This window comes from Ruegeria sp. BF8 (assembly GCF_056538625.1).
This window is the reverse complement of sequence record NZ_JBQFTL010000003.1, coordinates 503,892-517,250: the sequence shown is the minus strand read 5'-3', so window position 1 is coordinate 517,250 and position 13,359 is coordinate 503,892. Positions and strand designations below refer to the sequence as shown.

Here is a 13,359-nt window from a genome sequence, read left to right as displayed (position 1 = left end):
AAGCAGGCTCGGCCAGCCCGACAAGGCTCAGAAACCTGCTTCGGCCCGCAGCTTCTCCATCAACTGGCCCAGCGTCCGTTCGTACCGGTCGCTGCGCAATCGACCTGCATCGTCGAACTCGTTCGAGCTGTCGGCCAGATGAATTTCGGGGCCCTGCAGGATGCGCGGCTGAAACGGCACCATGAAAGACCGCAGGATCATCTGCGCCCGTTCGCCTCCGGCCCGGCCCGCCGCTGCGGACATCACCGCAACCGGTTTGTCGGCCCAGGGATTGCCCTTGGTCCGGCTGACCCAGTCCAGCGCGTTCTTCAGAACGCCTGACGGCCCTTTGTTGTATTCCGGAGTGGAAATGACCACCGCATGGGCACCGGCGATCTGATCCGCCAGGATCTGAACTTCGGCCGGGATCCCCTCGGCCTCCTCAGCATCTCCATCATAGAGTGGCAGATTCAGATCAGCTTCGATGAACGTTCCCGCGCCGAACAGGCGCGCCGCTTCACGGATCAGGCGTCGATTGGTGGCGTTCTGCCGCAACGAGCCGGACAGGCCCAGAAGGATCGGTTCGGACATCAGGATATCTCCGTCATGTGTTTCGGCTGCAGTTTAGTCATCCCGACCGCAAACCATAGCCCGCCTGACGCGCAGTCAATGTGCAAAAAAGAAAGGGGCCGCTCGCGGCGGCCCCCGGCAGTTGGCTGATGATCGGCTCAGGCGTTGCCGCTTGGCACGATCACGATCTCGACCCGGCGGTTCTGCGCCTTGCCCTCGGGCGTCAGGTTCGAGGCGATCGGTTGGTTTTCACCGCGGCCGATCGTGGCAATGCGCGCATAGCTGACGCCATTGGCCTGCAGAACATCCGCCACCGCATTGGCGCGGCGTTCGGACAGGATCTGATTGTAGCCGGCCTCACCATCGCTGTCGGTGTGCCCGATGATCTGTACGTTCGAGTTGGGATAGTTCACCAGGTTTTGCCCCACGCGGACCAGATCCGCTCTCAGCGCAGGCCGGACCGTGGCGCTGTCGGTGTCGAAGGTGATGTCATTCGGGACCGTGACGATTAGCCGGTCTCCGGCGTTGACGATCGTGATACCGTCATTGGCCAGTTGCTGACGCAGTTCGGCTGCCTGCCGGTCCAACTGGTTGCCGATCAACCCGCCGCCGGCAGCACCGATGGCCGCACCGGCAACGGCACCCAGCCCAGGGTTCGAGTCATTGGCGATGGCGCCAACACCGGCGCCAATCAGACCGCCCAGCAACGCTCCCTGCTTGGCGTTCTGGTTCGGGTCGTCCTGAACCCGCAACGTACCGGGGTCGGTACAGGCCCCCAGCACAAATGCGGCGCTCAGCCCGACCGGCGGCAAGAATCTGGAAATTTTCATGGGTTCACCTTCTGCTCCTGCACCCGTTTTTCCGGGTTACGTGTTTGACGTGATTATAGCACGCCTGACACAAACAGGCTCAAGCGACAAAAACGTGAGATCGGCGAATACCCGCCGCCCCCAAGGCGCTCAGAAATCCGGCAGAGCGCGAAATTTCATCGATATGCCATCCTCGGGGTGTTTGACGCGCAATTCCTCGGAATGAAGCATCAGCCTGGGGAAATCGCGCGCCGGTCCTTCGGCATAGAACGGGTCGCCCAGGATCGGATGGCCCAGTGCCTGCATATGGACCCGCAACTGGTGCGAGCGACCGGTTTTTGGAAACAGGCGAACGCGGGTGGTGTCCCCGTCGTACCGGACAACCCGCCAATCCGTGACCGCCGGCTTTCCAGTCTCGTGGCACACTATCTGGCGCGGCCTGTTGGGCCAATCCACGATCAACGGCAAGTCTACCGTGCCGGTCTTTGGTTCCAACCGGCCCCACACACGGGCGACGTAGGTTTTTCGTGTCTGCCGGTTTTCGAATTGCTGTCCCAGATATCGTTGGGCGTGCGGTGTCTGGGCAAAGATCATGACGCCTGAGGTATCGCGGTCCAACCGGTGGACCAGCAAGGCCTGCGGGAATGCGGCCTGCACACGGGCCAGCAGACAATCGGCCAGGTGCTCTCCCCGGCCAGGCACCGACAGCAGGCCCGCCGGCTTGTTCACCACGATCACCTGCGCATCCTCGTGCAGCACGTCCAGCGGCGTTTTGGGGGGATCATAGGTATCGCTCATGCGGGCTGCCTATCGCAGGGCGCCGCCTCTCGCAACGTCGTCCTTGCGATGAGAAGGCTTCTCGGCAACTCTCGCGCCAGGCAGAGGAGATGACATGCACCCGACGATCGAACGAATGCAGGAAGTGGTCGCCAAGGGCGACGAGAGCCTGATCCATGAATTGCTGGCCGAAGACGTGCAGTTCCTTCCGCCGACCTACTACAGCACCTGGACAGGCCGCGCCCCGGTGGCGGCGGTATTGGGTCATGTTGGACAGGTTTTTTCCGAGTTTCGCTACCGCCGGATCATGGGCGATGGCAAAGACTGGGCATTGGAGTTTCAATGCAAGGTGGGTGAACTGGACGCTGTTGGCGTTGACCTGATCAAGCTCAACGATGACGGGTTGATTCAGACATTCGAAGTCGCCATGCGTCCCTACAAGACCGTTGGCGCCCTGCGCGAGGCCATGATGGCGCGCGTCATGAAAGATCCCCGGTTCCTGGAATTTCGGAACGCTTTGAGCTGAGCCACCCGTGCCCATTGCCGCCGATCAGCTTCTGAGAGTTCCGCTGCTGCCGGTGCTGGCGGCACAGGCTCTGATGGTGCGACGAGGGGCCGTGCAGCTGCCCGAACCTGCTGGTGCGCGTGAGGGCCGGCAAGGCCGCGGGCCGAGACTGCGCCTGCTGATCACCGGCGACAGTTCCGCCGCAGGTGTTGGGGCTGGCACTCAGGAACAGGCGCTGTCGGGCCAGTTGGTGAAACTGCTCAGCCGCCAGTTCAGCGTTGAGTGGCGCCTTGTCGCAACGACCGGCCACACGACCGGTAACGCGATCGAAGACCTGCGCAGGATCGAAGGCCAGTTTGACGCGGCTGTTACGGCCTTGGGCGTCAACGACGTCACCCGAGCCGTGACCTGCAACCGGTTCAAACGTCAACAGGCCGAGTTGATGCGCTTGCTTTCCGTCGATCTGGGCGTGCGGACTGTGATCGTGACGGGCGTCCCGCAGATGGATCGGTTCCCGGCGCTACCACAGCCCTTGGCATGGATTTTGGGACGCCAATCCGCGCGCCTTGACGAAGGGCAGAGAGAGGTGATCGCGAGCTTCCCAAAGGCCCGGCATTTGGCGCTGCACCTGCCCGACGATCCGGCCCTGGCGGCTGTGGACGGCTATCACCCAAGCCCCAAAGCCTATCGGCTTTGGGCAGAGCAGGCCGCGCGAATGATCCTCGATCAGGTCTGACCGCGCACCTGACGGATCATGGGCACTGAATACACTACCAGTGCGGCCCAGATCAGCGGAAAGGCAATCATGCGCCCGCGGTCGATCTGCTCACCAAACAGCGTGATCGCCGTGATGAATATCATGGTCGGCGCGATGTACTGCAGGATACCCATGGTCGAAAGCCGCACCAGCTTGGCCCCGTTGGCATAGACCAGAAGCGGAACGGCGGTCACGATACCTGCCCCGGCCAACAGCATGGTATCTGTTGCGGCGCCTCCAAAATGTCCGGTACCCTCCGCGCCCAACCAGGTCACATAAGCCAGCGCGGGAACCAGCAAAATCAGAACCTCAAGCAGAAATCCCTGGTTTGGTCCGATGGGCAACGAGCGCTTGAAGAACGCGTAAAATCCCCAGCTGACCATCAACCCCAGCGCCGCCCATGGCAGACGGCCGGCCTCGACCACCAGAACCAGAACGCCCAAGGCGGCAAGCCCCACGGCAATCAACTGTGTTCGGGTCAGGGACTCGCGTAGCAGGATCGCTCCCAGCGCTATGCTGAACAGCGGGTTGATATAATACCCCAGCGCCGCGTCCAGAGCGTTGCCACTGGCGATCGCCCAGACGTAGATAGCCCAGTTCACCGAAATCAGGGCCGCCGTCAGGCATGCCATTCCCAACATGCGCGGATCGCGCAGCGCCGCCTTCAGATCACCGGTTCGCCCCAGCGCGACCAGCAACAGCCCGGCCACCGGAACCGACCAGATGATGCGATGCGCCACGATTTCGACGGGACCGATATGCGCCATTGCCTTCATGTAGAGCGGCAGAAAACCCCAAAGGACATACGCCGTAACAGCCAGCGCAAGGCCTTTTGGCGAATCCGTGTTCTGGGCTTGGGTCGGGCGCTCGGCCATGAATGGTCTCCAGCTGATACCCCCCGTCTTTAGGCAAAGTCCCTTGCCATTGAAACTCAGAAAAGCTTGAAGACGCTCATAACGAATTGTGATGGGTCGGCGGCCCTATCGTCCGGTGTGCGACCGGCAGAACCATGTTCGGCTATGCTTGGTTTTCCGGTAAAGTCTTGGCCAGATGGAGGCCTCGTCAAGAACCTCCATCCGGCGCTATACAATTGCATAGGAGCAACGCCCCCAACCCGCCATCAGACCTTCACACGTTCGGATTTCGGATCGTACATGGGTTTGAGCGACGCCTCGGCGCGGACCTTTACTCCGCAGACGTCAATCTCGTATGTCGAGGACAGCACGTCGGCCGCGCTTTCGCCCTTGCAGGGGACATAACCCATGCCGATCGCGCCACCCAAAGTGTGGCCATAGTTTCCTGAGCTGATGTAGCCCACATATTCGCCATCTCGGATAATCGGTTCGTTGTGGAACAGCAGCGGTTCAGGGTCAGTCAGCTTGAATTGCACCAGCCGGCTGTGGGGGCCGCTGTCCTTGCGGGCAATCACCGCATCTCGGCCGATGAAATCACATCCCTTGTCCACCTTGACGGCAAAGCCGAGACCGGCGTCCACAACGTGATCTTCGCAGGTGATGTCATGGCCGAAGTGACGGAAGCCCTTTTCGATCCGGCAGCTGTCCATCATGTGCATACCGCACAGCTTCAGGCCCATGTCCTGCCCAGCCTCGTGCAGTGTTTCGAAAACGTGCCCGGCCATATCCGACGACACGTAGACCTCCCACCCAAGTTCGCCCACATAGGTCACGCGGTGAACCCGTGCCAGGCCCATTCCGATCTCGATTTCCTGCGCGGTGCCGAATGGGTTTGCCGTGTTCGAGAAGTCGTTGGGCGAAACTTTTTCAAGCAACGTCCGCGCGTTGGGACCCATCACCGCCAGAACGCCTTCGCCTGCCGTGACATCGGTGATGACCACGTTGAAATTGCCCGAATGACGCATCATCCACGTCTGGTCGGCCAGTCGCGTCGCCGCCGGGGTCACGACCAGATAGGCGGTCTCGGAAAGGCGGGTCACGGTCACGTCTGCCTCGATCCCGCCATGCCGGTTCAAGAATTGGGTGTAGACGATCTTCCCGTTTGGAACCGCGTAGTCGCCGCCGCCGACATAGTTCATGAAAGCCTGGGCATCGGGGCCTTCGACCCGGATCTTGCCGAAGGAAGACATGTCATACATGCCCACGTTCTCGCGCACTGCGCGGTGTTCGGCGGCCGAGTTCTCGAACCAGTTCTGGCGCTTCCAGCTGTAGCGGTATTCGCGTTCCTGCCCCTCATTGGCAAACCAGTTCGCGCGCTCCCAGCCGGCCAGCTCGCCAAAGACGGCCCCGTTTTCTTTCAGGTGGTGGTGGAACGGCGTCCGGCGCACGCCGCGCGCCGTGGCCTTTTGCCGATAGGGGTAGTGGTCGGCATAGAGCAGGCCCAGCGTTTCCTTGGACCGCTCGAATAGATACTGCTTGTTGCCCTGGAATGGCTGCATCCGGCTGATGTCCACGTCGCCCAGGTCAAAGGGTTTTTCACCCGAGTCCATCCATTCCGCCAGCGCCATTCCCGCGCCGCCCGCAGACTGGATCCCGATCGAGTTGAACCCGGCGGCGACCCAGACATTGTCCATCTCGGGCGCAAGGCCAAGGTGATAGGCGTCGTCGGGAGTGAAGGATTCCGGCCCGTTGAAGAAGGTATGGATGCCCGCCTCGGCCAGCATCGGCATGCGGTTGCAGGCGGCCTCGAGGATCGGTTCGAAATGGTCGAAATCCTCGGGCAGTTGGTCGAACTCGAAACTGTCGGGGATGCCGTCCATCGCCCAGGGCTTGGCGTTGGGCTCGAAGGCGCCCAGCAGGATTTTCCCGGCGTCCTCCTTGTAATAGGCGCATTCGTCCGGCACCCGCAGAACCGGAAGCTGGGTCAGGCCGTCGATGCCCTCTGTCACGATGTAGAAATGCTCGCAGGCATGCAGCGGAACGTTCACGCCCGCCATGCGCCCCACCTGATGCCCCCACATGCCGGCGCAGTTGACCACCATGTCACACTCGATATGGCCCGAGGCGCTGCCATCATCCGCCACCCAGTCGACGCCGGTAACTTTGCGGCCCTTCTTTGCCATCTCGGTGACCTTGACCCGTTCCTTGACGAAGGCGCCGCGCTGACGGGCACCCTTGGCCAGCGCCAGCGCGATATTGGCCGGGTCGCCCTGGCCGTCCAGCGGCAGATAGACGGCGCCCTTGACCCCATCCAGATTCAGATGCGGATAAAGCTCGGCCACCCGCTCGTTCGAGATCTCCTCGACCTCGACTCCGAAGGCGCGGGCCATGGCGGCCTGCCGGTAGATCTCTTCCTTGCGCTCATCCGTCAGCGCCACGGTGATCGAGCCACAGCGTTTGAAGCCCGTGGCGACGCCGGTTTCCTCCTCGAGCGCGCCATAGAGTTCCTGGCTGTATTTCGCCAGTTTGGTCATGTTCGCGGTGGCGCGCAGTTGGGCGATCAGGCCGGCCGCGTGCCAGGTCGTGCCGCTGGTCAGCTGCTTGCGCTCCAGCAGAACAACGTCGCTCCAGCCTTTCTTGGTCAGGTGATAGGCCACCGAGCATCCGATCACACCGCCGCCGATGATCACCACGCGGGCCTTGCTGGGAAGATCAACCATTCCAAAGTCTCCAATCTCGAGTCGGCGTCAGAGTGCCACGAACAGGCGACAAAAAATGCGGCAAAAACGTCAACTGCAGCACAAAAATCACCGCAGCGCCGATTGGCGTTTCTGGCGGCGCAGAGCGAATGGCGTGATCCCGAAGAAGCTTTTGTAGACGGATGAGAACCCGTTGGGAAAGCCGCAGGCGAGGCCGATTTCGCGCACGCTCATAGTGGTATTCAAAAGCAGGTTGTTGGCCTTGGCCAACCGCATCTCCCGATAGAACCCGTTCGGCGTGGTGCCGAAGAATGTATTGAATTTGCGCTCCAGCGAGCGGTTCGACATTCCAAGCTCTTCGACCAGTTGATTGATGGGCAATGGATCTTCGATATTGGCCTGCATCAACTTGATGCACTGATCCAGTCGGGCGTCCCCGGTCGTTGTCGTCTTGGCGCCCGAAAACGGCTGCAACGACGAAAAGTCGCGGATATGTTCGTGCAGCATGATGTCAGCCACCGTCATCTTGGCCGGCCCCGAGATGTGACGCCCGATAACCGCCAAAGCAATATCGGCCGTGGCCCCCATTCCCGCGCAGGTCACGACCGGGCCCTGCTCGGTCGCGATCGAAAGCTTAGCCTCGAACCGGGCACCGCGTTCGCGGAAGATCGACGCGTTTTCCCAATGTGTTGCCATGTCGGGCGTTCCGTGTTCGTCGATGTATCGGCTGGCGGCCTCGGCCAGCAAAAAGACCTGCGCACCGCGATAGGTATAGTCGGACACAACCCGGCCCAGCGACAGCTCGGGCTGGTCCGGGTCGGTGTTGCCGATCACGAACAGATAGTCGGCGTCCGGTTGGCGCGTAACGGGCTGGGTCGGAATGCTGGCGCCGCTGCTACTGACGATGGTCCCTCCCTTGAGCGACCGATAGGCATAAGTGAACGGCGGGTGCGGGCAAACCCGATTGGCAAGACGCAGCACATCCACCACCGACGCCAGTTCCAGCAGAACGAAGCCCGGCGCGGTGATGATGTCAAAATGCCACTGCGCCTTGACGCCTTCGGGTTTTCCAGGGTCCGGTTTCTCCGCCATACCCGCCACTCACACGATCCTGTGCCCGGCCGAGCGCAGGGCGTTGGCCAAAGCTTCGATGTGCTCAGGGCCCACTTCGCAGCATCCACCGATGATCGTGGCCCCTTGGTCAACCCAACTCATCGCATGTACGGCATAGGCCGACGGGTCCAGATCGTGGCGCGCCTCCAGCGCGTCGACTGTCGGAGCGTCTTTCAGGAAGCCGTCGGAAATCCGGGTGAAACCATTCGCGTAGGCACCGTAGGGCTTTTCAAGTTCCGCAAGGATTTCCAGCGCCGCGGGCACCGCCTCGGGTCGGGTGCAATTGATCAGAACCGCCTGGGGATCGAAGCGTTCGACCAGTGGCGCGATCGCGCCCAGCGGTTCGCCCGACCTCAGCCGCGTACCGTCCTCGTCCATGACCGACAGGGCCAGCCAGACCGGCTTGCCACAGCCTTCAGTTCCACGCAGCGCGCCTTCGGCCTCGGTCACGGACGAGACGGTTTCGATCAGAAACAGGTCCACCCGGTTCTGCATCAATCGCACCAGTTCCGCGAATTTCTGCGCGGCCTCGTCGGGATCGGGGTTCAGATCGGGGCGATAGGTGGCCAGCAAGGGGCCCAGCGCACCGGCGATACGCCCCGCCCGCCCATAGCGCGCCAGTTCGACCTGTGTCAGAGCCGCATCAATAAGTTGCTCCAGCTGGTCCTCGATCCCTGCTCGTACGAGGCGAGAACGGTGCACGGCGTAGGTGTTTGTCGTCGCGACGGTTGCCCCGCGGTCAAAATAATCCCGATGGATGTCTCCGACCAACCCCGGCTCGTCGATCATTACGCGGGTTGACCACAAGGCGGTTGGCTGTTCGCCACGACGTTTGACCAGCTCTTGACCGATCGAACCATCCAACAGCGTGATGTCTGCCATCTCGGTGCCTCCTTACGGTATGAGAACCAGCTTTCCGGGCAGGGTCTTTGATTGAAAGTCCGTCTGCGCCTGGACGATCTCGCGCAGCGGGTAAGTCTTGGAAATCAACGGCTTGATCCGACCCGCGTTCATCAACTCGACCAGTCGGCCAAAAACTTCGAAGGCTTGGTGAGTGCAGCCGTGGATCGTGATGTCGCGCAGGTAGATTTCGCGCAGATCAGCCTGCACGATCGGGCCGGCGATGGCCCCGGACACGGCATATTGGCCGCCCGGCTTCAGTGCCAGGATCAGGCCGGGAAAGGCCGGGCCGCCGACCACGTCGATCACCACGTCAAAGCTGTCCTGAGGCAGCGGCGCGTCGCGCTCGAACGTACCAGCCGCACCCTGCGCCCGTACCACTTCGGCCTTGGCGGCACTGGTCACCCCCCACACGGTTGCTCCCCGCAAGGCTGCCAATTGCACGGCCGCCAGCCCGACGCCGCCCGAGGCGCCGGTGATCAGCACCTTGTGCCCGGCAGTCACGCCCGCGCGGGTCAACAGGTTCTCGGCCGTGCCAAACGCACAGGGGATGGCGGCGATTTCCACGTCCGACAACGGTGAGGCGGTCACGTCGTAGAGGTCATCCGCCTCGAGCAGGCAGTATTGCGCAAAAGACCCGTCGATCTCGGACCCAAGCGCGATGAAGCCTGTCGGGTTACCCGGGCGCGGGCGCGGCAGGTTGATCGGGCAGGTCACGCGTTGCCCCGGTTTGACGCCGGCACCCGGCCCGATCTGCTCGACTATGCCGCAAAGATCTCCGCCTTGAATGCGGGGAAAGGACAGCGCGCCGCCCCACCCGCCGGCTTCGACCTCTTGGTCAACCGCGTCCGTCGCGCCGGTGACGTCCGAGGAATACCATCCGATCCGCGTGTTGATGTCGGTGTTGTTGACGCCTGCCGCGACCACGCGGACCAGAACCTGCCCGGGCCCGGGTACTGGAACCGGAATATCCTCGCGCCATTCCAGAACTTCTGGACCACCGTGACCTGTCAGATAGACACCGCACATCGTCTTTGGAGCATTCATTTCGCTGGCTTCTCAGGTCTGGTCGTCGGGATGGGGCGGCACCGGCCCCATCGGCACGATGTCGTAGCGGGCATTCAGATCGGCCATCTTGGCCTCGTCCTCAAAATCTGCCTGGGTCATGGTTGCCAGTTCCGCAAGGAAACCGTCAAACCCGGAGGGTTGAAAGATCATGAGCATTCGTGCCGGTTTGTTGTCGGCGACGCGGCAGGCATGCGGCACACCCGGCGGAACATGCATGGTGGTGCCCGGCGTGCACAGGTGCCAATCTCCGTCGACGTAGAAATCCACGGCGCCCTCGAGGAAATAGAAAGTCTCGGCGTGGCTGTCGTGGCGATGAAGGCCAAGCGCGAAGCTGGCCTTCAAGTTGTCTTCCATCAGGGTGTAGGCCCCGCCCGTGTCCTGACCCGAAACCTTCACGAAGGTATGGTCATTCTCCCAGTCATAGTTGGGACCCTCACCGGGTCCCTGCTTGGAATATCGCGGGCGCATATGGGCCTCCTTGTTTCAGGCGCGCAGCCGCTCGTTTGCGGGATCCCACAGCGGCTGATCCTCCTGTACCACGGCGCGACACTTTTCGCCGTAGATTTCCACCTCAAGCTCGGTGCCCGGGTTGGCCAGATCGGCCTTGATCATACCCAGCGCGACGGACTTGCCGACACGATAGCCCCAGGCGCCCGATGTGGTCTCGCCCACGATCTGGTCGCCCTGCCAGATGCAGGACATGTAAGGCGCATCGCAGTCACCGGCCTCGACGACCAGCGTGACGAAAGACTTCTTCACTCCACGCTGCTTTTCCGCCAGCAACGCGGTCTTGCCGGGGAAATCCTGCGGCTTGTCGAACTTGACGAAGCGCTCCAGCCCGCCTTCGAGCAGCGAGTAGTCGGTGCTGAGATCTCCCTTCCACGCGCGGTATCCCTTTTCGATGCGCAGGCTGTTCAGCGCATACATGCCGAACGGCTTGGCCCCGGCGGCAAGGATCGCGTCATAGATCGCGGGCATGTGCTCGTTGAGCGCATGCACCTCCCAGCCCAGTTCACCGGCAAAGGACACGCGGATCAGGTGGGCGGGCTGTCCGGCCACGGTGGCCGCCTGATGGGTCAGCCAACCCAGCGAGAGGTCGGCATCGGTCAGACCCGACAGGATCTCACGCGATTTCGGACCGGTCACGATCAGCGTGTCGCGGGTGGTGGTCACGTCCTCGACCGTGACGCCCGCGGGCATTGCGTTCATCAGGATGTCGCAGTCGTGCCATTGCGCGGTGGCGGCGGTGATCATCACGAACTCATCCTCGCCCAGGCGCATGCAGGACATCTCGGTCAGGATGCGGCCGCGATTGTCGGCGATGTAGACGAGGTTGATCCGCCCCACCTTGGGCAGGCCGCCGGTGACCAGCCCGCGCAGCGCCTCGGCCGCGCCTTCGCCCTTGACGACAAAGCGCGAGAAACCCGGCAGGTCGAGCACGCCGCAATGGTCGCGCACGGCCTCGCATTCTTCCTTGATCCGCTGCTCCCACGGACCCGAGCGGCCCCAGGTGTGGGTGCTTTCCTCGGAGGTGTCGTCGCCCGGCTGCGCGAACCAGTTGGCGCGCTCCCAGCCGTTGTAGGCCCCCATGACGCCGCCCAGTTCCTTGACCTTGGCATGCACGGGCGACAGCTTCTTGTCGCGCGCGGCGGGCCATTCGTGATGGGGGAAGTGCATGGCGTATTCGTTGCCGTAGACCTCCATGCCCTTCTGGTTGCAGTAGTCCTGATCGGTGTAATCGGTGTAGCGTCGCGGATCGACGGCCCACATGTCCCATTCGGTGGCGCCATCCACGATCCATTCGGCCAGCACTTTGCCTGCACCGCCGCCTTGGGCGATGCCGAAGGTGAAGGTATGCGCCTCGAAGGCGTTCTTGACGCCGGGCATCGGCCCGATCAGCGGCAGGCCGTCGGGCGCATAGGGGATCGGCCCGTTGATCACGCGGCCCACGCCCGAGGTCGCCATCAGCGGCACCCGCTCCATTGCGTCAGTGACGATGTCCTCGATCCGGTCCAGATCGTCGTTCCACAGCTGGAAGCTGAAATCCTCAGGCATCGGGTCGTCCTCGGTCATCCAGTGGCCCTTGCAATTGGGCTCGTATGGGCCAAGGTTGAAGCCGTGCTTTTCCTGTCGCAGGTAGTAGGAGATATCCACGTCGCGCAGCAGCGGCAGCTTGCCACCGTTTTCCTTGGACCAGGCTTCGACCTCGGGGATCTCGTCGGTCAGCAGGTACTGGTGGCTCATGACCATCGCGGGCACGGTGCGGCCGCCAAAGGGTTTGAACCATTCGCCCACGCGCTGCGCGTAGTAGCCGGCCGCGTTGACGACGTAGTCGCAGTCGATGTCGCCTTTTTCGGTGTGGACGGTCCAGGTGCCGTCGTCATGCTGGGTCACGCCGGTGGCCGGGCAGAACCGGATGATCTTCTGCCCCATGTCGCGTGCGCCCTTGGCCAGCGCCTGGGTCAGCTGCGCAGGGTCGATGTCCCCATCGGTCGGGTCATACAGAACGCCCTCAAGATCATGAGTTTCCAGGAACGGATAGCGTTCCTTGGCCTGCTCCGGCGTCCACATTTCCATCGGGATTCCCTGGTAGCGGCCCATCGACATGGCCCGCTGGAACTCCTGCATCCGCTCTTTGCTGTGCGCCAGACGGATCGAGCCGGACACGTGGTAGTTCATCGGGTAGTCGACCTCTTCGCCAAGACGTGAATACAGCTCGGTCGAATAGCGCTGCATGTTCATGATCGCCCACGAGGTCGAGAATGTCGGCACGTTGCCCGCCGCGTGCCAGGTCGACCCTGCGGTCAGCTCGTTCTTTTCCAGCAGAACGCAGTCGGTCCAGCCCTTTTTGGCCAAATGGTACAGCGAGGACGCCCCTACGACGCCGCCACCGATGATGACCACGCGGGCCTTGGTCGGAAAATCGCTCATGTTTCTAGATCCCTGTCATTGTGCCCTTTGGGGCAGTTCATCCGTGATGTCGTAGTAGTCGCCCTTGTCCGCCACGAAGATGTGGCGGGCCAGTTTCAACTGAGTGGGCTGGTCCAGAGCCCCCATCGAAACCGAAATCGTGTCTTCGTCCTTGTGCTGCCAGAACAGAAAGCTTCCGCATGCCTTGCAGAAACCACGCCGGGCCGTGTCCGAAGCCTGAAACCATCCCAGTGTATCGCTGCTGTTCAGGGTCAGGTTGTCCTGGTGGGTCGCGGTCGAGGCCCAATAATGCCCAGACTGCCGACGGCATTGCCCGCAGTGGCAGGCCGAGGGCGGTGACAGCTCTCCGTTGATCGTGAAGGCCACCGAACCGCAAAGGCACGATCCTTTTTGCATG

General features: G+C 62.3%; 13 protein-coding genes. 2 read left to right on the top strand and 11 right to left on the bottom strand.

Annotated features, from left to right (window positions below):
- Positions 1–27: 27 nt before the first annotated feature.
- The 3 genes from ACR0LD_RS13170 to ACR0LD_RS13160 form a co-directional block, all read right to left on the bottom strand.
- Positions 28–570, bottom strand: coding sequence for an NADPH-dependent FMN reductase (locus ACR0LD_RS13170; protein WP_170360860.1), 543 nt, complete (start codon positions 568–570; stop codon positions 28–30).
- 137 nt (positions 571–707) lie between these two features.
- Positions 708–1,379 carry a YiaD family glycine zipper/OmpA-like lipoprotein gene (locus ACR0LD_RS13165; RefSeq protein WP_480637348.1) on the bottom strand — a complete coding sequence of 224 codons (672 nt, stop codon included), beginning with the start codon at positions 1,377–1,379 and terminating at the stop codon, positions 708–710.
- Positions 1,380–1,508: 129 nt separating this feature from the next.
- On the bottom strand, positions 1,509–2,156 hold the full coding sequence (locus ACR0LD_RS13160; protein ID WP_480637347.1) for an RluA family pseudouridine synthase: 648 nt from the start codon (positions 2,154–2,156) through the stop codon (positions 1,509–1,511).
- A 94-nt stretch (positions 2,157–2,250) separates the two neighbouring features.
- Between ACR0LD_RS13160 and ACR0LD_RS13155 the strand changes: the two genes are divergently transcribed.
- On the top strand, positions 2,251–2,661 hold the full coding sequence (locus ACR0LD_RS13155) for a nuclear transport factor 2 family protein (RefSeq protein WP_170360856.1): 411 nt from the start codon (positions 2,251–2,253) through the stop codon (positions 2,659–2,661).
- Positions 2,662–2,668: 7 nt separating this feature from the next.
- Complete coding sequence (locus tag ACR0LD_RS13150; RefSeq protein ID WP_480637345.1) at positions 2,669–3,376, top strand: SGNH/GDSL hydrolase family protein; 708 nt, start codon at positions 2,669–2,671, stop codon at positions 3,374–3,376.
- Here ACR0LD_RS13150 and rarD read toward each other — a convergent pair.
- The 8 genes from rarD to ACR0LD_RS13110 all read right to left on the bottom strand — a co-directional run bounded on the left by rarD (position 3,367) and on the right by ACR0LD_RS13110 (position 13,358).
- Complete coding sequence (gene rarD / locus ACR0LD_RS13145) at positions 3,367–4,272, bottom strand: EamA family transporter RarD (RefSeq protein ID WP_170360854.1); 906 nt, start codon at positions 4,270–4,272, stop codon at positions 3,367–3,369. The genes ACR0LD_RS13150 and rarD overlap by 10 nt on opposite strands.
- Positions 4,273–4,517: 245 nt before the next feature.
- Complete coding sequence (locus tag ACR0LD_RS13140; protein WP_480637343.1) at positions 4,518–6,971, bottom strand: GcvT family protein; 2,454 nt, start codon at positions 6,969–6,971, stop codon at positions 4,518–4,520.
- 87 nt (positions 6,972–7,058) lie between these two features.
- Positions 7,059–8,042: a GlxA family transcriptional regulator gene (locus ACR0LD_RS13135; RefSeq protein ID WP_480637341.1), complete on the bottom strand. Its 984-nt coding sequence runs from the start codon at positions 8,040–8,042 to the stop codon at positions 7,059–7,061.
- A 9-nt stretch (positions 8,043–8,051) separates the two neighbouring features.
- On the bottom strand, positions 8,052–8,945 hold the full coding sequence (locus tag ACR0LD_RS13130; RefSeq protein WP_480637339.1) for a homocysteine S-methyltransferase family protein: 894 nt from the start codon (positions 8,943–8,945) through the stop codon (positions 8,052–8,054).
- A gap of 12 nt (positions 8,946–8,957) precedes the next feature.
- The gene (locus ACR0LD_RS13125) at positions 8,958–10,010 is read right to left on the bottom strand and encodes an alcohol dehydrogenase family protein (protein ID WP_480637337.1); all 1,053 of its coding nucleotides are present in this window, start codon (positions 10,008–10,010) and stop codon (positions 8,958–8,960) included.
- Positions 10,011–10,022: 12 nt separating this feature from the next.
- The gene (locus tag ACR0LD_RS13120; protein WP_093964282.1) at positions 10,023–10,499 is read right to left on the bottom strand and encodes a cupin domain-containing protein; all 477 of its coding nucleotides are present in this window, start codon (positions 10,497–10,499) and stop codon (positions 10,023–10,025) included.
- Between the two features lie 15 nt (positions 10,500–10,514).
- The gene (locus ACR0LD_RS13115; protein WP_480637335.1) at positions 10,515–12,962 is read right to left on the bottom strand and encodes a GcvT family protein; all 2,448 of its coding nucleotides are present in this window, start codon (positions 12,960–12,962) and stop codon (positions 10,515–10,517) included.
- A gap of 15 nt (positions 12,963–12,977) precedes the next feature.
- On the bottom strand, positions 12,978–13,358 hold the full coding sequence (locus ACR0LD_RS13110; RefSeq protein ID WP_170342302.1) for a GFA family protein: 381 nt from the start codon (positions 13,356–13,358) through the stop codon (positions 12,978–12,980).
- Position 13,359 lies beyond the last annotated feature (1 nt).